The organism is Frateuria sp. GZRe14, assembly GCF_051900395.1.
GTDB classification, from domain to species: Bacteria; Pseudomonadota; Gammaproteobacteria; order Xanthomonadales; family Rhodanobacteraceae; genus Frateuria_A; species Frateuria_A edaphi.
Map to the genome: position 1 here is coordinate 2114388 of NZ_JBHZGJ010000001.1, position 24202 is coordinate 2138589.

General features: G+C 63.8%; 19 protein-coding genes and 1 tRNA gene. 5 read left to right on the forward strand and 15 right to left on the reverse strand.

Features of this window, described 5'->3' with window-relative positions; translation table 11 throughout:
• The first annotated feature begins 205 nt into the window (after positions 1–205).
• Complete coding sequence (locus ACFWZ1_RS09675) at positions 206–4135, forward strand: DNA methyltransferase (RefSeq protein ID WP_439666264.1); 3930 nt, start codon at positions 206–208, stop codon at positions 4133–4135.
• Here the strand turns inward: ACFWZ1_RS09675 and ACFWZ1_RS09680 are convergent.
• The 6 genes from ACFWZ1_RS09680 to tpiA all read right to left on the reverse strand — a co-directional run bounded on the left by ACFWZ1_RS09680 (position 4113) and on the right by tpiA (position 10933).
• Positions 4113–5657: a DUF2357 domain-containing protein gene (locus ACFWZ1_RS09680; RefSeq protein ID WP_439666265.1), complete on the reverse strand. Its 1545-nt coding sequence runs from the start codon at positions 5655–5657 to the stop codon at positions 4113–4115. The genes ACFWZ1_RS09675 and ACFWZ1_RS09680 overlap by 23 nt on opposite strands.
• Before the next feature lie 53 nt (positions 5658–5710).
• Positions 5711–7567, reverse strand: a complete 1857-nt coding sequence (locus tag ACFWZ1_RS09685; RefSeq protein WP_439666266.1) for a hypothetical protein — start codon at positions 7565–7567, stop codon at positions 5711–5713.
• 311 nt (positions 7568–7878) lie between these two features.
• Positions 7879–9453 carry a tyrosine-type recombinase/integrase gene (locus ACFWZ1_RS09690; RefSeq protein WP_439666267.1) on the reverse strand — a complete coding sequence of 525 codons (1575 nt, stop codon included), beginning with the start codon at positions 9451–9453 and terminating at the stop codon, positions 7879–7881.
• 175 nt (positions 9454–9628) lie between these two features.
• Positions 9629–9713 (reverse strand) — tRNA-Leu (locus tag ACFWZ1_RS09695).
• 16 nt (positions 9714–9729) lie between these two features.
• Positions 9730–10161: a preprotein translocase subunit SecG gene (secG, locus tag ACFWZ1_RS09700; RefSeq protein WP_231325815.1), complete on the reverse strand. Its 432-nt coding sequence runs from the start codon at positions 10159–10161 to the stop codon at positions 9730–9732.
• Positions 10162–10183: 22 nt separating this feature from the next.
• The gene (gene tpiA / locus ACFWZ1_RS09705) at positions 10184–10933 is read right to left on the reverse strand and encodes a triose-phosphate isomerase (RefSeq protein WP_439666268.1); all 750 of its coding nucleotides are present in this window, start codon (positions 10931–10933) and stop codon (positions 10184–10186) included.
• A gap of 121 nt (positions 10934–11054) precedes the next feature.
• Between tpiA and ACFWZ1_RS09710 the strand changes: the two genes are divergently transcribed.
• A complete protein-coding gene (locus ACFWZ1_RS09710) occupies positions 11055–11861 on the forward strand; it encodes an SDR family NAD(P)-dependent oxidoreductase (RefSeq protein WP_439666269.1) in 807 nt (268 codons plus the stop codon).
• Between the two features lie 55 nt (positions 11862–11916).
• A complete protein-coding gene (locus ACFWZ1_RS09715; RefSeq protein ID WP_231325818.1) occupies positions 11917–12591 on the forward strand; it encodes a DUF6445 family protein in 675 nt (224 codons plus the stop codon).
• Between the two features lie 132 nt (positions 12592–12723).
• Here the strand turns inward: ACFWZ1_RS09715 and ACFWZ1_RS09720 are convergent, their stop codons facing one another.
• From ACFWZ1_RS09720 to orn, 4 genes are read right to left on the reverse strand one after another with little or no spacing between them, the layout of a single operon-like run.
• Positions 12724–13656, reverse strand: coding sequence for an isopenicillin N synthase family dioxygenase (locus ACFWZ1_RS09720; protein WP_439666270.1), 933 nt, complete (start codon positions 13654–13656; stop codon positions 12724–12726).
• Positions 13653–15020 carry a phosphoglucosamine mutase gene (gene glmM / locus ACFWZ1_RS09725; protein WP_439666271.1) on the reverse strand — a complete coding sequence of 456 codons (1368 nt, stop codon included), beginning with the start codon at positions 15018–15020 and terminating at the stop codon, positions 13653–13655. The genes ACFWZ1_RS09720 and glmM overlap by 4 nt, the downstream gene beginning before the upstream one ends.
• 47 nt (positions 15021–15067) lie before the next feature.
• Complete coding sequence (folP, locus tag ACFWZ1_RS09730) at positions 15068–15976, reverse strand: dihydropteroate synthase (protein ID WP_439666272.1); 909 nt, start codon at positions 15974–15976, stop codon at positions 15068–15070.
• A gap of 8 nt (positions 15977–15984) precedes the next feature.
• Entirely contained in the window at positions 15985–16545 is a 561-nt protein-coding gene (orn, locus tag ACFWZ1_RS09735; protein WP_231325824.1) for an oligoribonuclease, read from the reverse strand.
• Positions 16546–16617: 72 nt separating this feature from the next.
• Between orn and sbcB the strand changes: the two genes are divergently transcribed.
• Together sbcB and ACFWZ1_RS09745 are read left to right on the forward strand one after the other, a co-directional pair.
• The gene (sbcB, locus tag ACFWZ1_RS09740; protein WP_439666273.1) at positions 16618–18066 is read left to right on the forward strand and encodes an exodeoxyribonuclease I; all 1449 of its coding nucleotides are present in this window, start codon (positions 16618–16620) and stop codon (positions 18064–18066) included.
• A gap of 138 nt (positions 18067–18204) precedes the next feature.
• A complete protein-coding gene (locus ACFWZ1_RS09745; RefSeq protein ID WP_439666892.1) occupies positions 18205–18888 on the forward strand; it encodes a DUF2461 domain-containing protein in 684 nt (227 codons plus the stop codon).
• 21 nt (positions 18889–18909) lie between these two features.
• Here the strand turns inward: ACFWZ1_RS09745 and ACFWZ1_RS09750 are convergent, their stop codons facing one another.
• The 5 genes from ACFWZ1_RS09750 to ligA all read right to left on the reverse strand — a co-directional run bounded on the left by ACFWZ1_RS09750 (position 18910) and on the right by ligA (position 24187).
• The gene (locus tag ACFWZ1_RS09750) at positions 18910–20205 is read right to left on the reverse strand and encodes an MFS transporter (RefSeq protein WP_439666274.1); all 1296 of its coding nucleotides are present in this window, start codon (positions 20203–20205) and stop codon (positions 18910–18912) included.
• Between the two features lie 22 nt (positions 20206–20227).
• Positions 20228–20392 (reverse strand): LiaI-LiaF-like domain-containing protein, encoded by a 165-nt coding sequence (locus ACFWZ1_RS09755; RefSeq protein WP_231320285.1) that lies wholly within the window; start codon positions 20390–20392, stop codon positions 20228–20230.
• Positions 20393–20457: 65 nt separating this feature from the next.
• Complete coding sequence (gene epmA, locus ACFWZ1_RS09760; protein ID WP_439666275.1) at positions 20458–21417, reverse strand: EF-P lysine aminoacylase EpmA; 960 nt, start codon at positions 21415–21417, stop codon at positions 20458–20460.
• A complete protein-coding gene (locus ACFWZ1_RS09765; protein WP_439666276.1) occupies positions 21414–21794 on the reverse strand; it encodes a VOC family protein in 381 nt (126 codons plus the stop codon). The genes epmA and ACFWZ1_RS09765 overlap by 4 nt, the downstream gene beginning before the upstream one ends.
• Before the next feature lie 11 nt (positions 21795–21805).
• Positions 21806–24187, reverse strand: a complete 2382-nt coding sequence (ligA, locus tag ACFWZ1_RS09770) for an NAD-dependent DNA ligase LigA (RefSeq protein WP_439666277.1) — start codon at positions 24185–24187, stop codon at positions 21806–21808.
• Positions 24188–24202: the final 15 nt, after the last annotated feature.

The window sequence follows — 24202 nt, forward strand, 5'->3', positions numbered from 1 at the left end:
GCGCTGTACCGGTTGGCCTACGTGATCTGCGCACCCGACCCTACCGCGTCACGCAACGGCGAGGCTGATCGCTCCCTCTAGATCGCTTTGCGCGAGCAAGCCTATGCAGTTGCGAGCACGTCGAGGGCACCGAAGCGCTCACGCCAGGGACAGGGCTGCCGATTGTGGTCACGGTGGGTCGCAGCGACTGAGACGACCTCCACTGATGATCGGTGTTTACCGCCTTTGTCAACACGAATACTATTCCACTATGACCTGGTCCCTACACCGTGCCGTTCGCGCCCGTCGCGAACAACTGAACCTTTCTCAAACTGATTTGGCAGCGTCCCTCGGCATCACCAAATCAGCGCTCAGCCATATCGAGAATGGCAACCGACCGCTCACCAATGAGCAGGTGAGTTCGTTGGCCACGCTGTTACGAATGCCAACCGAGCTTCTCATGCTGGGCTCCGGAAGGATGCCGGAAGACGTTAGAGACATCTTTGATTCGGACGCCTCTGCCGCGGTCGCGGCCATTCGCCAATTCTGTGAAGCCGAGGCCGTGCACTATGCCGACGTGCCCTCATTTGTTCCGATCGCAGGCGCGACACCGACGATTAGCCGCGCCAGTAACGCAGCCATTCCGGAGCGCATTGACGCGCAGAAAACTTCGACGTCCTACCGCGCTCACAGTTACCACACCAAGGTGCCGCCGGAGGCCATCACGCCCTTCATTCGTGCTTTCACGCGTCCAGGTGAAACAATTTTTGATCCCTTCTGCGGCTCAGGAATGACAGGAGTGGCGGCGCTATCAGAGGGCCGAAACGGCTTGCTCTCCGACCTGTCGCCGTCGGCGGTCCACATCGCTCGCAACTACACAGCTCCGTGTTCTCCGGATGAGCTATCCGCAGGGCTATTCCGCGTCTTTACCGCAGTGCGCTCGACCATGGATTGGCTCTATCGGCCGCTGAACCACGACGGGTTCGTGGAATACACGACATGGAGCGATATCTTCCGTTGCCCCACCTGCGCTGGACCAATTTTGTATTGGGATGCTGTACAAGCCAGTGTGACATCGGACACAGACCGAATTCTCTGCACGCACTGCAAAGTAGCCCATCGCAAAACGGAGCTCACGTGGATTGGAGAGCAGGCGGTCCAAAGTCACACATCGTCAGGCACCTCGAATCGCATCAATAGCCATGCGATGACCCGGCACGAGTTGGCGCTAATCGAAGATGCCAACGCCGCGCCCATCCCCTACTGGACCCCGCACATTCCGTTCGGCCCCGAACGCGAAATGTGGCGCGGTAGTCATCGCGCCATGGGTATTACAACTATCGAGGGGTTTTTCACGCGTCGCAACTTACATGCGCTGGCGGCCTTGCGGCACGCGATCGTGTGCGAATCGACCGGACGAGTGCGGGAAGCATTAATGTTTGCGTTCACAGCGTGCGTCAATCGAGCTTCGAAGCGCTACCAATGGAATGCGAAACGGCCTACTAACGTGATGACTGGGACTCTTTATATCTCGTCCTTGCGTTATGAATGGAACGTCTGGAGCTTATTTCGCCGTAAGGCCGAGGATGCGCTTCGCTACTACACGAAGTTCCCGTCTACCGGCGCCAAGGTGGACGTTTTTCAGCGGTCCGCTGCCGATCTAGACTGCCTGCCCGATCGCTCCATCGACATGGTTTTTATGGATCCACCGTTTGGGTCCAACATTTTCTATGCCGACGCGTCTCTACTGTGGGATTCATGGCTGGGTCGGCTAACCGATGAAAACGCAGAAATTGTCGTCAATAAAAGTCGCAAAGGTTCAATGGGCGGCAAAAGCCTCAGTGACTACGGCGACCTCATGCAGCAAGCGTTTTCGCATACGTCGCGAGTTCTCAAGCCCGGAGGCCGCGCGGTCCTGGCCTTTTCCAACTCGGACGACAAGGTTTGGACCGCGGTTCAGGACGCGCTCCGAGAGGCGGGGTTTGAGAGCGCAAGCGTCCACGTGTTGAACAAGGGGCAACCCTCGATCAAAGGCGTCAAGGGCGTGACCGGCAAAGAATCCGTAACCACTCTTGACTTGCTTCTGTGCCTGAAGCACACCTCCAAGACATCGGTATCGGTTGCCACCGACGTGGAGAATGGCCCCCCAATCGGATTCGTGGAACAAGTGATCCGAGATACCGTGAAAGCGTCCCGTTGTCGCACCGATGAAGTCTACTCGGCAGTGATCCGCGCCAGTCTCGCGGCCCATTTCTCCGTGGCCGGCATCACGATGCCAGCGATCGCCTCCAAGTGCCGCGCCCTTGGCGCGCGGGAGGTGGATGGCCATTGGCAGTTCGAGGTGAACATCATTCAGGAGCACGATTTCGTCGCGGGTTACCTCGCCAATCCGGTTGATCTGCCGCGGAGCACTGGCAGCGAGACGCCGGCGTCCGCACCGGTCGCGCGCAGCGTACCGGGCAGCCGTTCCAGCCCATTTTACCAAGCGCACAGCTATCACACGAAAGTGCCGCCCGAATCGATTGCGCCGTTTATCGCGCACTTCACGAAACCTGGCGACGTGATTTTGGATCCCTTCTGCGGATCGGGCATGACGGGCGTGGCCGCGGCTATGTCGGGGCGAAAGGCCATTTTGAATGACCTGTCACCGGCCGCCGCGCATCTCGCGTGGAACCACACCCATGCGGTTGATCCGGACGTGCTCGAAAAAGCCTTTGCAACGATTGAAGCACGTCTGTTAAAGGTCTTTGAAACCATGTATGCCACTCGCCACCCAAAGGGGGGGGCGGGTTATATCCATTGGACCCTTTGGAGCACCGAACACCTCTGTCCCGAGTGCGGCAAGAAGTTTCGCCTATGGGATGCGATGGACCAAGTCACGGGGCGGCTGGGCAGCCTGATTCAATGTCCCAAGTGCGGTGACGATATCAAGCGCTCCCGGCTGGAATCATTGGGGTCGATCCCTGTATGGATTGCGTATGAGACGAAGGATGGCAAGCGTCACGAAAAGGCGGCCTCGGCCCACGATGTAAAACTCGCTCTAGCCCATAGCCGCGATACGATCGACAAATGGTTTCCGGCGGTCCCCATTGGCCAAGATCGCGAGATGTATATCCGGTGTGCGTTGGGCCGCCAGGGTGTCGCGTCAGTCGCCGACTTCTATACCCCGCGGAATTTAAAAGCGCTGTCGATGCTATGGAACGCGATCCAGGAGGAGCCGGACGACCGTACCCGCCGCGCGCTGGCGTTCGCCTTCACCAATACGGCATGGCATGGCACGCGCATGCGCCGATTCAACGCGCGCGGGGGCCAGCGGCCGTTGACAGGAACGCTTTATATCCCTCAATTGTCGTCCGAAGCCAACGTGCTCGAAGTCATGCGCAACAAGATCAAGCAGCTTCGGCGTTATTACGAGTCGTTTAAGGCGGCCGAGGGCGGCAACGTCTACGTCCAAATTGGCAGCGCGACGGATCTTAGCCAGATTGAAAGCGGCAGCATCGATTATGTGTTCACCGATCCGCCGTTTGGATCTAACCTGTTTTATGCCGACTGCAATCTGATCTGGGAATCATGGCTCGGCCGATTGACCAACCGCACGAACGAAGCCGTCATCAACCGATCCCTGCGCGAGGAAAATGGCGGTAAAACGCTCAGAGGTTATACGGACCTCATGGAAAACGCGATGAAGGAAATCGCACGCGTGCTTAAGCCAGGCGGCTGGGCCACGGTTGTCTTTCATAATACGGATGCCGAGGTTTGGCAGTCGATCCGAGATGCTTCTGCGCGTGCAGGGTTCACCTTCCATCAGGCGACATCACTGGATCGCAAGCAACAAAGCCACAAAGGCTACAAGGGCAAGTCCGGTGCCGAGGATGTGGCTCACTTCGATGTGATTTTCAACTTGCGCAAGCCGCTCGACCCCGAAGCGCCTTCGTCGGCGCACGCGAAGGTCAATCCTCCGTCGCGCGAAGAGTTGTTCGAGCTCGTTCGGAGTGTCGTTAAGAGCACCAAGATCGCACACGGTATTCAAGGGGTCCATGCCGAGGTGATGCGGCGTCTCGCCTCGCTGGGTTCGGAACGTTTCGTGGACTACGGAGACGTGCGTACCATCTGTGAAGCATTCACTCACGAGCTCAAGAGCAAGCGTAAGAAATAGCAATGAGTCGTTGGATGGTTACGCGCAGCGCGGCGGCCGCTTCAACCGTCGCCGGCCGAAGCGGTATCGCTCCGACGCCGTCGGCCGAGACGAGATGCTGAGGATCAATCGCCAAACCTGCTTGGCGATCGAAGAAGCGGAACTGTGATCCTGGGTAAACCACAAACGCCGTTTTGAGACCGCGAATAGCGTCCCGGTAGGTGTGCATCTTGTAAAGATCCGCACGCTTGTAGGTCGCCGAATCCTCGTCGGCATCGTCTTCATTGGTGTTCAAAAAATCCAATCGATATTTGGCGTCAAACGCGTGGAGGTCTGCTCCGACGCGAAGGATTACGTCAGGCCGAAGAGGGGTCGAATAGGCCGATTGCTCGGATCGCGTATAGCTCGGATTATACGAGACCGACAGATCCTCACCGAGGAAGGTGGGTAAAGCGATCTGGATACTGTCGCCCATCTCATTACGGATGATCGTCGGGGGCGCATCAGGTGGTACGCCAGTGGCCGCCACTACCGCCTCCAACACTTTCATGAAGACCCAGTATTCGTAAAGCGAGGCCATGTCGCGACCTTCCAGTAGTCGCTGGGTCTCGCCCGGCTCGGTGGGCAACGAAACTTGCTCTTGGAGCCGCATCCAGAAACTAAATACTTCCCGATAGCCGTCAGCCTTTGCCAGCGCCTGGCTTGGTGACGCGAAGCCATTGAGGCGCGTAGCACCAGTGACGAACGGCTGAGCCGTCGTGTGCTCCAGGATAGATAGCATTAACCGGCAATCGGCCCGTAATCGCGGGTGAAGCTTGGGATGATCAACAAAGCGATAGATCAGAGCCAGGCACCCCTCCACGGCATGCCGAACGAACCGGTTTTCCGCGGTATCGTAGGAGAGCCGACCACGCGGGGTGGCCACGTGGTTGGGGAAATGGAGCGCCGGCGGCGCACCGAATTTAAGGACCTTAGCCAACGGGCTTGTTACCACGGCGGACCCAGCGGGCACGACCGAGAGTCGCTCCATCCGGTGAAATACCGACGCCATGGCGCGCTGGTCCAATCGACGTACGCGATCAACAGATACTACCGGTCGCTCCTGCTCGAAACGACGGGTAGGGTTGCGCTCAATCACCGCCAGCCAGTCCTGGAGTCTCCTACCGGGCTGGTCACCCAGCATAGTTTTTCGGAGCAATTGAAGCTGGTGGTAAGGCACCGGCGAGGTGTGGCTTTGAACGCCATCCGACCGAAAAATGGTGGGCGAGCCATGCGAGAAGATCAGGGAAGTGGCGAGCTCAGAGACCTCCTCCAGCAGCTTAGAAACGCCGTCCGGACCAATCTTGCTGGAGATCACATCGATCGCGACCCCGGCCAACTGGGTTTCGCCGACAAAATTGCCAAAGCCAATGAGGGCGGTGTCATCTCCAAGCATCTCCCCGCCTAGCTCGGTAATCTGCGCTCGTAAGCGCAGGTCACAAGCCTCAGGGAACGTCAGCAGGTATTCGCGTCGCTCTTCAAAGTCGATTGAAGTGCCGACCACAGCTATGTGTTCTTGAGGGTCCCCACGACGAAGCCGATAGCGAAACGCTTCCGTCATTTGAAGAAAGAAACAAATCCAAAATCACGCAGTGATTCGAGCATATCCAACGCCCGACGATATGATTTTGGCAATACTGCTTGTGCGTTCGCGTCAAAGACGGTTGTCGTCGCCAGACCCTTGCTGAGGGCACCATCTCGCAGATATGCACAGAGACCAACCAAGGCCCCTTCCAATTTCGCACGGTTGCCCTGGAGACGCGGCAGCACTTTCTGGAGTAGCGCAATATCGAGCGCGCGCATCCATTCCTTGTCTTCGCTAGGGGCCACGAGCTCCGGGAGAAAGTCGTTGTATATCGCCATGAATCGCGCCATTTCAGCCGCCGATCGGTAACCAAAATGGAGGCGCGCTCCCTCTAAGATACCGTTGATGTTCTTGAGATGCCGGTGCGTCTCCTCGGGCATACTTTCGTAATCGCCCGCGCTTGGAAGTTGAAATTTCGGCAGTGTAGCTGGGAAACGAAATTCACCCTCGCCAACTTCGATCCCACCCCGCATACGATCCAAATCAACAGCATCGAATTCCAACACCATCGCACGATCGAGGACCTTTGGACTCATGCCATACGTCGTCTCGTCGACGTTTACCGTGCCTGTCACCACAAGGTTGATGGGGAGCTCCAAGCTTTTGGGAACGGTGAATGAATGCTCGTTGCCGTCACAGTCGGTAACCAATGCATGCAGATCGTCTGCAGATCGATGCAGCGCGATGGGCTGTTGTGAGATCGAGCCATCCGGCTGGTAGCGACGACTCTCCGAGCACGCCAACCAGTCTGAGAAATAGTGTTCGACCTTCGCCAGGTTCATTTCGTCGAGCAGCATGAAATAACGCGGGCTCTCTTCTGCAACCGAGGACGACGTTAATGCGTCCTTCGCACGAAGAATCAGATCCAGCGCTTGGGTCGATTCATAGGCTTGTGTGATGGGATTGACGAACCCAAACACGGATTGGTTGTCGAGCCAATCGGGCCGCACGGCGACAAGGGCAGACCGTGTGGGATCTTTTGCAAAGGAACGATTCTCGAAGATAAAATCAGGCCCTTCCGCAACATCGGGCGCGGCGTCTTGCGAACTTAGGGCTGCGTAATCAGCTGGCTTTCGACTGTAAAACTCAGCCACCAATTCGGCCAGCTTTGATTTTCCTGTGCCACTTACCCCGGCGAGGATAACGAACGGCTTCGTCAGAAACGATGCAATGTAACGCGCAACGAGTTCCGGCTCGAAAGCAAAACCACGCTCCTCACAATACTCCACGATGTCTAAAGCATCTGCGGGAGGAATTAGATCACTGACGGCTTCCGCGTCAAGGGCTCCGCCCAAGACTTGCTGCGATTCCATCAAATATCCGGGCAGAAAATTAGGATGCATGGAGACAATGTTAACGTCACCGAAGAGCTTGGTAGCCTTCTTGAAATGATGAATTCCATTCGATACCCCGCTCCGGATGTCCGCGTCCTTGATTTGAACTGAAGGTGACCCCCCACTTCCTGGCTTTTCTTCTTCTCGCTTCGTCCAAAGCTCCAGATATTGCCGATCAATCGCGACTATTGCGTCTTCTTCTCCAGGCGCATAACCAAAGAGCAGATCGACGTATCCACCCTTGTCGAACTCCGCCGTCCTGGCAGGCCCGTTTGTTATTTGAATTCGAAATTCATCTGCTGCCCGCACTTCGGAGCCGCCGCCCCCAGGGGTGATCTGAAACACCCACATTCGGACGGCGATTTCCTTACCTTCCACGCGCCATTTCAAGCGCATTGGATTGGCCGGCAGCGGAGATTGCTGTTGGGTGAGCGCGTAGCCGCCAGCCTCAAACCCCTTGAGCATTGCACGTTGATCGATCGCGCTCAGCGCCATGACTTGCGTAGCCTTCTTGCGAGTTAACCCTTGACGACAACCGCCCAAGGTCCCAAACGATGTTGCCTTAAGCAAGCGTCACATGCAAAGACACCAGCGCGCCATCTTTAGGGGACCCCGAATTTGTCTTGCGTCGGAATACAGGCCCATCGAGAGGGTAGTTGACTAGGCGCTGTCGAAGCAAAAAAGAAACACGAATCCAGAGTTACACCCCCGCTCTCCATCGTCGTTGCCATCCTGGCAACAATCACCAAAAAAGCAACCGCCGCCCTCCCCTGGTGTATGCGTCAGCTGCACTGGCAGTTGCTTGATCAAGAATCTTTACGCAACCACGGCTTAGAGCGTTCAGAGATTTTTTTTCCGTTAAGCGCATCCTTCCGCTCTCCGACCCCATCGACAGATGCAGGACACTTGACTGATTGAGCTCCTACATCTGGAACCGCGCTTTGCGCCCCTCGATCTTTCAACCATGGCTTACGGCGCGTTGACATTTGTTCCCTATGAAGAATGGCCGCTTGCTGATCGCAACGGTCAGGAGTTGAACGTGGTTCTGCAGGCTTAGCCTGGGCTGGGGCGACAGCCCCTTGTGGTATCACCTTGTTAGAGGGGACAGGCTTTCGCGGGCCAATCCTCAGCTGATCCAAATAGTCGGCCCACGCCTGCATGACCTCACGACGCTTCTCGCGAAATTTGACGCGCGCGTAAGCCGCCTCCACCTCGTCCTTAGGCGCATGGGCCAATTGGGCTTCGAGCACGTCTACGTCGATACCCAGGCGCTCACGCCCCAGGGTACGTAGTGATGCACGGAAGCCATGGGTGGTGTGCTCGCCCTGAAAGCCCATCTCGCGCAAGGCCTTGCTCAAGGCATCTCGACTGAGATGCGCCGATTTCTGGCGAGCTTGGGGAGGGAACACGTATTCGCTTCCCATGTTCCGCTCCCGCATCTCACGCAACACTTGGAGAGCCTGCCGAGGCAGCGACGTGCTGTAGTCCTGCCCCGTCTTCATGCGATGGGTGCCATCCGGATTCTTCCCGGGTACACGCCATTCGGCAGCCTCCAAGTCGATCTCATCCCATCGAGCGCTGGCCACTACGCCTGATCGCATCGCTGTCAAGGCGGCCAAGACCAGAGCGGCACGTACGACACGGTTTTCGTGCGCATCGATCGCCCGCATGACATCGCCCAGTTTGCTGGCGTTTTCGGTTACCGCGGGCATATGGCCGCTGCGATGGGTCGGCAGGATGCGGTCCAGCCGGAGCCGGCTGTCGTCGGGGCGCAGGCCTTCGTTGATGGCATGCTCCACGATGCTGGCCATGTATTGCCGTGCCTTACGGGCAAGCTGCGGGGTTTCCTTGGCCATCTCGACCAGCAAAGGGCGGACATCCTTCGTCTCCATCGTTCGAACGTCGAGGTCGCCGACCTTGGGTACGAGGTAGGACTCCACCACCAAGCGGGCCTTGCGGTAGGTCTCCATCGCCCAAGTTGCACGCTTTTCCGCCATCCATCGGGCCGACACAGCACGCAAGGACGCGTGCTCAATTTCAGAGCGCTCTTGCGCTACGGCATCCTGTCGGGCCCCGAGTGCAGCCCTCGCCTCCTGCTGCGCCTTTCGAATTCCCGCCGCAGTTTTGCCTTGCTTGGCCGCGCGCTGTATCTCGATCGCCTTGATGCGCGCCTGGCTCAACGACACCTCTGGGTAGTGCCCGATCGTCGCGGGAGCAGGTCTGGAGCCATCCGGAAGGCGATAGCGCACCCGCCAAGCCTTGAGGCCAGCCGGGCTCACCCAAAGCACCAGCCCGTTGCCATCGGACATGCAGTACGGCTTGTTGCCTGGCTTGGCCCGACGAACTTGTAGCTCTGTCAGTGAGACCGCGAGGCGGGGCATGGTTTGGGACCTACTTGGGTACAAACGATGCAAATTGTACCCAAATTTATACCCAAAATTCTCGGACACCCTCGGACACGATCGGACGACTTCGATAGTCAGGCACAAAAAAACCCCGCGAATCGCGGGGTTATGTGCAATTCCGAACGATAGTGGACTGTTCAGAATCTAGTGTTGGTGCCCAAGGGGGGACTCGAACCCCCACGCCTCTCGGCGCTACCACCTCAAGGTAGTGCGTCTACCAATTCCGCCACCTGGGCAGGTGTGTTGCCTGTGTTACTTCGTCGAACCCGCCGGGGCGGGAACGTCCGACTTCGCGGGAGCGCCGGCGGCCGGCACATCGCTATTGTTCTTGGCCGGCGCCTGCGGCACGTCGCTGCCGGCCGGAGCCGCGGGCTGCGCATTCTGGGCGGGCGCGGGCTTCTTGGCAAGACCGGACATCACGCCGAGATCGGCCTGCTTCGCCTGCGGCGCGCCGTTGCGGCTCAGGTAGATACCCATGCCGAGGCTCAGCACGAAGAACAGCGCCGCCAGCACCGCAGTCGCGCGGGTGAGGAAGCTGGCCGAGCCGCGCGCACCGAACACCGTGGCCGATGCTCCGCCGCCGAAACCGGAGCCCGCATCGGCACCGGCGCCGCGCTGCATCAGGATCAGCACGATCATCGCCGCGGCGATCAGGATGTAAAACACGCTGAAGATGACGAACATGTTCTTTAGGGATCCGTAGGCTTCAATGCGCTGCGGCGCAGATGCCGAGGAAATCGTCTGCGGTGAGCGAAGCACCGCCGATCAGGCCCCCATCCACGTCCGGCTGCGCGAACAATGCCGCGGCATTCGCCGCCTTGACGCTGCCGCCGTAAAGCAGCCGGGTCAGACGGGCAATCATACCATCCTCACGTTCCAGTTGGCTACGAATGAACGCGTGCGCCTGCTGCGCCTGCTCCGGCGAGGCCGTCTGGCCAGTGCCGATCGCCCACACCGGTTCGTAGGCGATCACGGCGGTGTAGAACGGGGCGATGCCGCAGTGGGCGATCACGGCGCCGAGCTGGCGCGAGAGCACCGCTTCGGTCTGGCCCGACTGGCGCTCTTCCAGCGTTTCGCCGATGCACAGGATCGGCGTGAGGCCGGCAGCGCAGGCTGCGGCGAACTTGCGCGCCACCAGCTCGTCGCTTTCACGATGGTAATGCCGACGCTCGGAATGGCCGACCAGCGTCCACTGCGCGCCAACGTCGGCGAGCATCGCGGCCGATACCTCACCGGTATAGGCGCCCTGCCCCTCGTGCTCGCTGACGTCCTGGGCGCCGAAACCGATGCCGCCGGCACCGTGGCGCGCGGCCAGCTCGGCCAGGTAGGGAAACGGCGGGAACACCAGCACATCGGCGGTCTGCGGGCGCTGCGCAACGATCTCGGATACCAGGGCCTCGGCCATCGAGCGGCTGCCATGCATCTTCCAGTTGCCGGCGATGAGTTTCCTGCGCATATGCGGAGTCGTCCGATGAAAAACGGCAAGCATAGCGACCGCCCCGCAGGCCGGCAAACGGGCGCTGGCCGCGAGGTCCGGGCTCGGCGATCATGGCCCGACCCATCTCATGGAAACGCGGATGTCCAGCCATCGTCCCTTAAGCCTGGTCACGGGTGCCTCGGCTGGTATCGGTGCCGCATTCGCGCGGGAACTGGCCTCGCGCGGGCATGACCTGGTGCTGGTGGCGCGCCGTGCCGAGCGTCTGCACGCACTGGCGGAAGAATTGCGCGGGCACCAGGGCGCGCAGATCCACGTATTGCCCTCGGACCTCGCCAATCCGGACGCGCCGCGCCAGCTGGCCGATGCGCTCCGCAAGCAGGGACTGGCAGTGGACTGGCTCATCAACAATGCCGGTTACGGCGTGCCCGGCACGTTCGAGGCCAGCGAATGGCCGGTCCATGCGGAATTCCTGCAGGTGCTGCTTACTGCACCCACCGAGCTGGCGTGGCGGCTGCTTCCCGGCATGCTCGAGCGCGGCTACGGCCGCATCGTCAACGTCGCTTCGCTGGCCGGGCATGTGCCGGGATCGGCCGGGCACACGTTGTATGCGGCCAGCAAGGCGTACCTGATCAAATTTTCGCAATCGCTGGCGCTGGAAAACCGGCACCGGGGCGTGAACGTATGCGCACTTTGCCCCGGTTTCACATGGTCGGAATTCCACGACGTCACCGGCACCCGCGCGCTGGTCGGCAAGCTGCCACGCTTCATGTGGCAGGACGCGCAGTCGGTCGTGCGCGAAGGCATCGACGCGGTCGAGCGCGGCGAAGCGGTGCGCGTCACCGGGCGCGTGAACCGTGCGATCAAGGCACTGGCCAAGCTGATGCCCGACCGCTTCGCGCTGTGGCTCTCGGCGCGCGAATCCCGGCGCTATCGTCAACTCGATTGACGCGAACACGGGCCGACTGCGCTAACGTCAACCGCCTGCCGCTCGCGAGATGACCATGAGCCTGTTTCCGACCCAGATGCGCCCGCTGCCTTATCGCAAACCCACCGAGGGACGCGACTACTGGGTGATCGACGATGCACTGCCCGACCCGATGGCGGTGCGCGAACGTTGTTTGGCCAAGACCGACTGGGAGTACGGCTTTCCGACCACCGGCGAAGTCTGGCCCGGGATGCGGACCATGCCGGCCCTGGAGCTGGACGAGCTCGCCGCCATCGAGGCGAAGGTGCGGCATGTCACCGGCGCAAAGAAACTCTGGGTCGGCGAAACCGAAGCCGGACACAAGCTCAATCACAACTGCGTGCAGGTCGTCGGCGCAGTCGAGGGAGCTGTCAAACCGCATACCGACTCGTTGAACCTGTGCCGCTATGCAGCCGTGCTGTACCTCAATCCCGCGGTACCGGATAGCTGCGGCACCAGTTTTTTCCGCCAGCGCATGCCCAACGGCCAGCTGGGCGGCAACATGGTCGCGCCGCCGCATCGCAACCTGGTCGATGCGTTGGGAAACCGCTTCGTGATGCCCAATGCTTTTGCCGAGGACGTGCGCGTGGCGCACCGCTTCAACCGGCTGCTGGTCTACAAGGCCAACATCGTGCACAGCGCCAGCGCGTATTGGGGGCTGGAGGACATGGCCAGCAAACGCATGACCGCGGTGTTTTTCTGGATGGCCTGAACTGCGCAGGGTGCGCTTCGGCCCGCGGTCACGGCACCCGTACGCGCCACAAGCGAGGAAGCGGCGTGGTTCGAGGGGGGCATCGCCCTTCACGCTCGCCCTCTCCCGGACGGGGAGAGGGCGTGGGTTGCGTCAGATCAGCTTGATCTCGCGCAGCCGCTGCATCAGGTATTCGTGCGAGGTCAGCGATGTGTCGTATCGGCTCGGGTTGTCCGGCGTCACGCATTGAGGCAGCGGGTCGAGCACCACGTCGGGGTTCGGGTGCAGGAAGAACGGCACCGAGTAGCGCGGCTTGCGCGCGTTCTCGTTCTGCGGGTTGACCACGCGGTGCGAGGTCGACGGATACACGTGGTTGGTCAGCCGCTGCAGCATGTCGCCGATGTTGACCACGATGGCATCGCCCTCGGTGGTGATCGGCAGCCACTCGCCCTCGCTCAACACCTCCAGGCCCTCGGCGCTGGCGCCGACCAGCAGGGTGATGAAGTTGATGTCCTCGTGGGCACCGGCGCGCACGTTGGGGATGTTTTCCTGGGTGATCGGCGGGTAGTGGATCGGCCGCAGGATCGAGTTGCCCTGGTCGGTCTTGTCTTCGAAATAGTTCTCGGGCAAGTCGATGTGCAGCGCCAGCGCGCGCAGCACGCGGGTGCCTAGCTGGTCCAGCGCCTCGTACAGGCCGTAGCCGCAGGGCTTGAACTGCGGCACTTCCTCAGGCCACAGATTCGGCGGCATCACGTCGGCGAACCTGGAATCGCGCGGGATCTCGCGGCCGACGTGCCAGAACTCCTTGAGGTCCGGATAGCGGCTGTCCTTGGCCGTTTCGACCTTGAACGGGGTATAGCCACGCGCGCCGCCGGAACCGGGCACGTGGTACTTCATCTTGGTGTCGGCCGGCAGCGCGAAGAACTGCTCGAATGCCCGGTAGGCGCCGTCGATCAGCTCGCGCGGAATGCCGTGGCCGCTGATGCAGCAGAAGCCGAACTGGCGGTAGGCCGCGCCCAGTTCGGCGACGAAGGCATCGCGGTCGGTGTCGTAGCGGCGGATGTCGAGCGTGGGGACTTGCTTCATGGGTTTTCCGTCATGTGCACATGCGCGGCGGATTTTACGGCGTCGGCCAGCCAGCCGGCCAATTGCTGCACCTCGCCGGCATCGGCACCCTCGATGGTGACGCGCACCAGGGGTTCGGTGCCGGACGCGCGCAACACGACGCGCCCGCGCCCCTGCAACGTGCGCTCGACCTCGGTCAGCGCGTGGCGCACGGTATCGCTCGCCAGCGCCTCGCGCGCACCGGGTGCGCGCACGTTCACCATCACCTGCGGCAACTTCTGCAGGCCGCGGCGCGCCAGCGCCAGGTCCTGATCGGACGCCGCCAGCGTCTCCAGCACCGCCAGCGCGGCGATGATGCCGTCACCGGTGGTGGCACGGTCCAGGCAAAGGATGTGGCCTGAGGTCTCGCCACCGAGCATGCCGCCATTGGCCTTCAGCTGCTGGAGCACGTAACGGTCGCCCACGTTGGCGCGGATCAGCGGCACTTCCAACTCCGCCAGCGCCTGCTCCAGGCCGTAGTTGCTCATCAGCGTGCCGACCACCGGCCCGCGCAGGCAGCCGCGCGCGAACAGGCTGCGCGCGAGCACGTAGAGGATGTCGTCGCCATCGGCGATGGTGCCGTTACGATCGACCAGGATGACCCGATCGCCGTCGCCGTCGAAGGCGATGCCGACGTCGGCGCTCTGCGCCAGCACCGCCTGCTGCAGCGCCTGCGGATGGGTCGAGCCCACGTCGCGGTTGATGTTGAAGCCGTCCGGCTTGTCCCCGATGGCGGTGACGTCGGCGCCGAGTTCGGCGAAAACCTTGGGCGCCACCTGATAGGTCGCGCCATGCGCACAGTCGAGCACGATCTTCGTGCCGCGCAGGGTGAATTCCTCCGGCACGGTCGCCTTGCAGTACTCGGCGTAGCGCGCGACCGCGTCGGCCACCCGGGTCGCCTTGCCGAGCTGTTCGGAGGACACCGTGACGAACTCCGCGTCCAGCTCTTCCTCGATCGCCTGCTCGACCTCGTCGGAAAACTTCTCGCCCATCGCCGAGAAGAACTTGATGCCGTTGTCGGTATGCGGATTGTGCGAGGCGCTGATCACGATGCCGGCAGCCGCCCGCATCGAGCGCGTGAGGAAAGCCACGGCGGGCGTGGGCATCGGGCCGAGCAGCCCCACGTCCACACCGGCGGCGACCAGGCCCGCCTCCAGCGCGGACTCGAACATGTAGCCCGACACGCGCGTGTCCTTGCCGATCAACACGGTCGGCTTGCGACTTGATCCGCGGGCCAGCACCGCGCCCGCGGCGCGACCGAGGCGCAGCATGAAATCGGCGCTGATCGGCCACTCCCCGACCTGGCCACGGATTCCATCGGTGCCGAAATACTTGCGTGTGCTCATCATCTTTCCTTGTGGTGGCGCCACGGGGCGGGCGTCACCTAGATAACTCAATCTTCGTCTGGCCAGCGTGGAGCCGGCGGACGCGTATCACGTCGTGCGGGCGTATCGCCTTCGTGCACCGCACGCCAGACGGCAAGGGCGTCGACGGTGGCGGCGACGTCGTGTACGCGCACCATGCGCGCGCCACGCTGCACGGCGATCAACGCCGCCGCGGCGGAGCCCGCGGCGCGCGCCTCGCCGGAAGGACGACCGGTCAGCGTACCGATCATGGACTTGCGCGACAGGCCCACGTAGACGCCCGCACCCAGATCGGCAAAACGCTCCAGCGCACGCAGCAACGCGAGGTTGTGTTCCAGCGCCTTGCCGAAACCGAAGCCCGGATCGACCAGCACGCGTCGCTTGTCGATGCCGGCCAGCTCGCATCCGAACAGGCGGTCGGTGAGGAAACGGTGGACTTCGCCCACCACGTCGTCGTACTGCGGATCGTCCTGCATGCCGCGCGGCTCGCCCTGCATGTGCATCAGGCAGACCGGCACGCGCAGCTCGGCAGCGGCATCCAGCGCGCCCTCGCGGCGCAGCGCGTAGACATCGTTGATCATGCCCGCGCCGGCGGCCACCGCGGCACGCATCACCTCGGGCTTGGAGGTGTCGATGGCGATCGGCAGCGCGGTACGCGCGACGAGCTGCTCGATCACTGGAATCACGCGACGCAGTTCCTCGTCGACCGGGACATCGTCGGCACCGGGCCGCGTGGACTCGCCGCCGACATCCAGCATGTCGGCGCCCTGCTCCGCCATCGCCAGGCCATGCGCCACGGCCGCGTCCGTGTCGGCAAAGGCACCGCCGTCGGAGAACGAATCGGGCGTCACGTTGAGGATGCCGACCACGCGCGGGCGGTCGAGCACGAGGGCGCGGCCGGCGCAGTCGAGCACGGTTGCGAAGGGGTCGTCGAACATCGTCTGGCTCAGGCCTGGCCGCCGAGCGCGCCCATGTGCTGGCGGTAGTAGCGCAGCTCGTCGATCGAATCGCGGATGTCGGACAGCGCGGTGTGCGCCGACTCCTTGCTCAGGCCGCGCGCGATCGTCGGCGACCAGCGGCGCGACAGTTCCTTGAGCGTGGAAACGTCCAGGTTTCGATAGTGGAAATGTCGCTCCAGGCGGGGCATCTGACGATGCAGGAAACGCCGGTCCTGGCAGATCGAGTTGCCGCACATCGGGGACTTGCCCGGCGGCGTCCACACCTTGAGGAATTCGAGCGTGGCCTGTTCGGCCTGCGCGTGATCGGTGGTCGAATCGAGCACCTGCTGCCACAGACCCGACTTGCTGTGCTGGTTGCGGTTCCAGCTGTCCATCGATTCCAGCCGGTCGACCTCGTGGCGGATCGCGAAGACCGGCCCTTCGGCGAGCACGTTCAGCTCCTTGTCCGTCACGATCGTGGCGATTTCCAGGATGGAATCGTTGTCCGTATCCAGGCCGGTCATTTCCAGATCGATCCAGATCAGGTTGTCGTCGTTCGCTTGGTTCATGCATCCTCCTTGGAGCGCGCAGTCTAGCGCAGGAGCCCGCCCAAAGCCCCGTGCCATGCGATGATCGAGGCCATGCAGACCTTCCTCTGGCACGACTACGAAACCTTCGGCGCGGACAGCCGGCGCGACCGGTCGGCGCAGTTCGCGGGCATCCGCACCACGGCGGACCTGGAGATCGTCGGCGAGCCGGTAATGTTCTTCGCCCGCCCACCGCGCGACATGGCGCCGGACCCGGACGCCTGCCTGATCACCGGCATCACGCCACAGCAGGCCGAGCGCGAAGGCGTCTGCGAGGCCGAGTTCGCCGCCCGCGTGCACGAACAAATGGCCCTGCCCGGCACCTGCGGCGTGGGCTACAACTCGCTGCGCTTCGATGACGAATTCACCCGGCAGCTGCTGTACCGGAATTTCTTCGATCCGTACGGTCGCGAATGGGAGAACGGCAACTCGCGCTGGGACCTGATCGACCTGGTGCGCATGTGCCAGGCGCTGCGGCCCGAGGGCATCGCCTGGCCCACGCGCGAGGACGGCACGCCCAGCTTCAGGCTCGAACACCTGGCCGCGGCCAACCATCTCAAGCAGGAGCGCGCGCACGATGCCCTGTCCGATGTCTACGCGCTGATCGACCTGGCGCGGCTGATTCGCGTGCGCCAGCCGCGGCTGTGGGACTGGCACTTCGAGCTGCGTCGCAAGCAGAAGGTCTTCGGCCTGCTCGACGTGGCGGGCATGACGCCGCTGGTGCACGTGTCCTCGCGCTACCCGGCCAGCCGCCATTGCCTGGCGGTGATCGCACCGCTGGCGCCGCACCCGTCGCGGCCAGGTGAAGTGATCATCTACGACCTGGACGCCGATCCGGCGACGTGGCTCGACCTGGACGAGGACGACATCGCCGACCGCATATTCACCGCGCGGGCGGACCTTCCCGAGGGGATCGAGCGCATCCCGCTGCGCACCGTGCGCGCCAACCGCGCACCTGCGCTGGCGCCCTTGTCGGTCCTGCGCGATGTGGACCATGGTCGTCTGCAGCTCGACCTGGAGCGCTGCCTGCGCCACCACGCGCTGCTGCGCGCCACCGAAGGCCTGGTCGACAAACTGCGCCACGTGTTCGCCCGCGCCTCCGAGATGCCCGCGCCGGAAGATCCCGAACTCGCCCTTTACAGCGGTTTCCTGCCCGACGCCGACAAGCGCCTGCTGGCCGAGGTCCGCGCCACGCCCCCCGAACAACTGGGCCGGCGCAACTTTCCGTTCCGCGACCCGCGTTACCCGGAACTGCTGTTCCGCTACCGAGCGCGCAATTGGCCCCACAGCCTGGATGCCGGGGAGCAAGCGCGCTGGGAAACCTTCCGGCTGGCGCGCCTCACTCGCCCCACCGCGCTGACCGCGCGCACGCTCGATGACTATTTCGCGCGCATCGCCACCTTGCGGCCCGAGCGCCCCGACCAGGCCGCCCTGCTCGACCAGCTCGAAGCCTGGGGCCGCGAACTCGCCCCGATCCCGGCCATGGCCGCAGACCTCCTGTAGGAGCGCCCCTTGGGCGCGACCGTGGATCATCCCGGTCGCGCGCACGCATCTGCAGGAGCGCATCCTGTGTGCGGCCGTTATCCGCGCCACGCGCAGAGCCGTTCCTGCAGGCGAACACGAATGACCGATAATCGGCCGATGCCACAGCCCTACTTCACCCCCGCCACTTTCCGCTTCCTGCGTGCCCTCGGCCGCAACAACAGCCGCGAATGGTTCGCGGCACACAAGCCCGACTACGAGCGCCACGTGCGCGAGCCGTTCCTGGCGCTGATCGCCGACATGGCCGCGCCGCTGGGAAAGATCAGTCCGCACTATCGCGCCGACGCACGCAAGAACGGCGGCTCGCTGTTCCGCATCCACCGCGATACGCGTTTTTCCAACAACAAGCTGCCTTACAAGACCTGGCAAGGGTCGCGCTTCTTCCACGCGCGCCGCCACGAGATCCCGGCGCCGTCGTTCTACCTGCACATCGAGCCGGGCGACTGCTTCGCAGGCGGCGGCATGTGGCATCCGGAAGCGGACACGCTCAAGAACATCCGTGGCTTCCTCGCCGACAACCCCGAAGCCTGGAAGCGCGCCACTCGCGGCAAATCCTTCCAGGGCTTGAGCTTCTGGGGCGAGAGCCTGAGTCGCCCGCCGCGGGGCTTCGATCCGGATCACGAACTGATCGACGATCTCAAGCGCAAGGATTTTGCCGCCGGTGAGAACTTCGACGACGCTTTCGCCTGTTCGTCGGAACTGCTGCCGTGGGCGGTGGAGAGCTTCCGGCGCGTGGCGCCGATGGTCGATTACCTGTGCGCCGCGCAGGAACTCGAGTTCTAGCCGCAGCGCTGTAAGAGCGCCTTAAAGGGGTACGCGCTGGCGACGCAGCAGCACCAGCGCCACCACCATCCCGAGCACCGCCGTCGCCGCCACGTAGTGCGCCGGCGCCAGCACCCCGAAGCGCTTCACCAGCAGCCCGATCAAAGGCGGCGTCAGGCCACCGAACAGCGCATAGGCGACGTTGTACGAGGCCGACAGCCCCGAGAATCGCACGGCCGGCGGAAATGCCAGCACCATCAGCACCGGCACCACGCCGACCACGCCCACCGCGAACCCAGCGAGGGCGTACAACATCACGAAATGCGCGCCGCCCGCCGCCAGGTCCATGTACAACGCGTACGCGGCCATCAGCAGCCCGGCCGCACCGAACAGCAGCGCCCGCGCCGGCCCGATGCGGTCCGACACGCCGCCATAGAAGAGGCAGCCCACCGCCAGCGCGAACGACGCCACGTTGTTGCCCAGGAACGCCCGTGCCGGCGCGACGTGGAACACGGACTGCACCAGCGAGGGTGTCATCAGGATCAGCACCACGATCGCCGCGGTCAGCATCCAGGTCACCAGCATCGAGAGCAGGACCGCGCGCTGGTGTCGTGCGGCCACCTGCGCCAGCGGCAGCCCGGCGACCAGTTCGCGTCGCGCGTGCATGGCCTCGAACACCGGCGTCTCGCTGAGCCAGCGGCGCAGCCACACCGCCAGGAAGCCGAACACGCCGCCGATCAGGAACGGCAACCGCCAACCGTAATCAAGCAGTGCGTCCGGCGAGAGTGACCGGTTGAGGCCCGCGGCGACCAGCGAGCCGATCAGGATACCCACGGTGAGCCCGGAGGTCAGGCTGGCGCAGGCAAAGCCCACCCTTTGCGGTGGCACGTGCTCGGCGACGAACACCCACGCCCCCGGCACCTCGCCACCCACGGCGATCCCCTGCACCACCCGCAACAGCAACAGCAGCAACGGCGCCAGCATGCCGATCTGCGCGTAGACCGGCAGCAGACCGATACCCAGCGTAGGCAGCGCCATCAGGAACACGCTCAGCGTGAACATCCGCTTGCGCCCGAGCTTGTCGCCGTAGTGCGCCATCACGATGCCGCCGAGCGGGCGCGCGAGATAGCCGGCGGCAAAAATGCCGTAGATCTTGACCTGCGCGAGCCACGCCGCGCTGTCGGGCGGAAAGAACAGCTTGCTGAGCGGAATCGCGAAAAACACGAACACCACGAAGTCGTAGAACTCCAGCGCGCCACCGAGCGCCGCCAGCGCCAGCGTGCGCATGTCCGCACGCCGGAGGCGCCCGGCATTCAAGGCAAGCGTCGATGCGTTCATGCGATCCCCCGGCCGCTCGCCGTCAGCCGCGAGCGTTCTTGAACATCATGCCTGCGCCCAGTGCTACCAGCGCCAGCGGCCACCAGGTGGCGAAGAGCTCGCCGAGGTGCAGGTCGAAACCCAGGTTGCGCAACAGGAACAGGATGCCGATGACGATCAGCAGGATGCCGGGCACGCTCGGGCGCATCGGTTATCTCGGTAGGGACGGAAGCGGCCACTGTGCGCACGACACCTCCGCCCGTCAACGTCCCATCACGCCCTGGCGAAAGGAAACGCCAGCACGTCGGCGATCGCGTCGGTGCCGGCCAGGCACATCAGCAATCGTTCGACACCCAGCGCAACGCCGGCGCAGTCGGGCATCGCGTCTAGGACGGCCAGCAAGCGCTCGTCGATCGGCACCTCGCGCTGGTTGCGGGCGCGGCGCCGCGAGTTGTCGCGTTCGAAGCGCGCGCGCTGCTCGGCGGCATCGTTGAGTTCGTGGTAACCGTTGGCCAGCTCGTAGGGGCCGAGGTAGAGCTCGAAACGTTCGGCCACCGGCGGGTCGTCGCGACGGACCCGGGCCAGCGCGCACTGGCTGGCCGGGTAGTCGTAAATGAGCGTCATGCGCTCGCGCGGAAAATCCGGTTGCAGGCGATGGGTGATGAGCAGGTCCAGCCAGTCGTCGCGGGTGAGGCCTTGCGGGTCGATGCTGGACCGGCCCAGCGCCTGCTTCAGCGCTTCGAGCGGCGCGGTGAGCGGATCCAGGCCCAGCGCGTCGAGGAACAGCTCCCGATAGCTGCACGCCCGCACTTCGGCGCGGCGGCCAACGAGGGCGAGCGCGGCCTGCACCAATTCGATGGCCTCTCCCGCCAGTCGCCGATGGTCCCAGCCGACGCGGTACCACTCGAGCATGGTGAACTCGGGATTGTGCCGCCCGCCCGCCTCGCCGTTGCGGAACACGCGGCCCAGCTCGTAACAGTCACCCAGGCCGGCCGCGAGCAGGCGTTTCAGCGGGTATTCGGGCGACGTGCGCAGCCACCGCTCGCGCACGCCGGCGTCCACATGCCCATGGAATACCGTGGTGAAGCTTTCGATGTTGGGCTCGGTATTGCCGGCGGCGGAAAGGATGGGCGTTTCGACCTCGAGCACGTCGCGTTCGAAAAAGAAGGTACGCAGCAGCCGGTAGAGCCCGGCACGCAGGTGCAACGCCTCTTGCGGAGAATGCGTGTTCATCGAGGCCAGGCACCGCGATGCAGCACCACCCGGCCACCTTCCATATCCATGAACGTGCGGCCGTTCCTCTCCCAGAACGGGTTGGCGTTCTGCACGACAGTGAACCCTGCCGCAAGCATCGCGTCGCAGCGGCGCTGCCAGTCCACCACCTCGTCCAGATAGAAGACCAGCAGTTGTTCCTCGTGTGGCGATGGCGGCGGCGGCGGCGCCCGGTGATCGCGGATGAACTCCAGGTGGTAGGGCCCACGCGGATGCCCGAGGATGATCCCGTCGAAGCCTTCGTGATCCCGAAACGAGGAAAGCACGTCGAAGCCGAGTCCGCCGACGTACTGGGCGGCGATCGCATCGATATCACGGCACGCTCGCGCAACGCGCATGACTGCGCCTGTCATGACGCCTCATGCTCCGCCAGCAACGCCAGCAACTGCGCTTCGTCCCACACCGGCACGCCGAGCTCCTGCGCCTTGTCGAGTTTGGAACCGGCCGCCTCGCCCGCCACCACGAACGAGGTTTTCTTCGATACCGAGCCCGCCACCTTGGCACCTAGCGCCTCCAGCCGCTGCTTGGCTTCGTCGCGGCTCAGCGTGGGCAGCGTGCCCGTGAGGACGACGGTCTGCCCCTCCAGCGGCGCGGCGCTGACGTCGGCCTGCGGAACGGCGGCAAGCAGGCGCTGGATGGCCGCTTCGGCGTCGCGCAACGGCGCGAGGCCGGTTTCGTCGGCCAGGAAGGCCGCAAGATTGCTGGCCGCGGCCTGCGGCAGGCCGTGGGTGATCCATTGCGCCTCACCCGCTGCGATAAGGCGATCGAGCGTGGGGAAGTGCTCCACCAGAAGTTGCGTGCTCTTGGGTCCGAGCTTGGACACCTTCGCGTGGTCGAGCAGCGCGGCCAGGCCAAGCTTCTCGCGCAGGCGCGGGGATGGCGGCGTTTCGTCGGCGAAAGTGATGCCCGCGGCCAGCAGCGCATCGACCACGCGCTGGTTGCCTTCCTGTGCGAAGAAACCGGCAATGGAAGACGCCACTTCCTCGCCGATGTCCGGCAGCGCGCGCAGCACGGCCGCTGGCATGCTGCGCACCATGTCCAGGCTGCCGAGCCATGTAGCCAGCGTGCGCGCGGTGCTTTCACCGATGTGCATGATGCCCAGCGCGAACAGGAAGCGCGGCAGCGTGGTGCGCCGGCTGGCGTCGATGCCCTCGACCAGGTTTTCCGCCCACTTCGTGGCGATCTTGCCGGCCTTGACGGTTTCCGGTGTGGTGCCCTCTCGCTCGTCGATGGTCTGCTTCATGGCCACGAAGCGCTCGACCGTCAGGTCGTACAGATCGGCCGGCGTGCGCACCATGTCCAGTTCGACCAGGGCATCGACGAAGCGACTGCCCAGGCCTTCGATGTCCATCGCACGACGCGACGCGAAGTGGATCAGCGCTTCCTTGCGCTGCGCCGGGCAGACCAGGCCGCCACTGCAACGCCAGGCCGCCTCGCCCTCTTCGCGCATCAGCGCCGAGCCGCACACCGGGCATCGCGCCGGCATCGTCCACGGGTGCGTGCCGGCAGGTCGATGTTCGGTCTGCACGCGCACGACCTCGGGGATCACGTCGCCGGCGCGGCGCACGATCACCGTGTCGCCCACGCGCACGTCCAGCCGCGCGATCTGGTCGGCGTTGTGGAGGGTGGCGTTGGTGACGGTGACACCCGCCACCTGCACCGGCGTGAGCCGCGCGACCGGTGTGGCCGCCCCGGTACGGCCGATCTGGATCTCGATCGCCTCGACCTGCGTGCTCTGTTCCTGCGCCGGGAACTTGTGCGCGATGGCCCAGCGCGGCGCGCGGGAAACAAAGCCCATCTCGCGCTGGCCTTCGTAGTCGTCCAGCTTGTAGACCACGCCGTCGATGTCGTAAGGCAGTGCGTCACGCCTGGCGCCGATGCGCTTGTAGTAGGCGATCAGACCATCGAACCCGCGCGCCACGTCCGCCTCGGGCGAGACCGGGAAACCCCACTTGCGCAGGCATGCGAGCGTCAGCGAGTGGGTCGCCGGCAGCTCCCCGCCCTCGACCACGCCGACCGCATAGGCGAAGAAACTCAGCCTGCGCTTCGCGGTGATCGCCGGATCGAGCTGGCGCAGCGAGCCGGCCGCGCCGTTGCGCGGGTTCGCCAGGGGCTTCTCTCCGTGCGTGCGGGCGTAATCGTTGAACGCTTCGAAATCCTTGCGCAGCATGATCACTTCGCCACGCACCTCCAGTACGCCGGGCCAGCCGGTACCGCGCAACCTGAGCGGGATCGCTCGCACTGTACGCAGATTGGCGGTGACGTCCTCGCCGGTCTCGCCGTCACCGCGCGTGGCGCCCTGCACGAACGCGCCCTGCTCATAGCGCAGGCTGATCGCCAGGCCGTCGAGCTTGGGCTCGACCGAGAACACCGGTTCGCGCCGGTCGAGCGTCTGCTCGACGCGCCGTTCGAACTCGGCGATCTCGCGGAAGCGCTCGCGCTCGGTGTCGCCCTCCTGCTCGAAGGCGTTGCCGAGCGACAGCATCGGCAACGCGTGGCGCACCTCGGCAAAGCCGCCGTGGGCGCGGGCGCCGACGCGGCGGGTGGGCGAGTCGGGCGTGGCCAGCTCCGGGTGCGCGAGTTCGAGCGCTTCCAGTTCGCGCATCAGTGCGTCGTACTCGGCGTCGGTGATCTCCGGCTCGTCGAGGACGTGGTAGCAGTAGTTGGCCTGTTCGATGCGCTCGCGCAGTTCGGCGGCGCGGACCCGCCAGTCGGGAGTGTTCGGATGCATGGCGCGAGTGTAGCG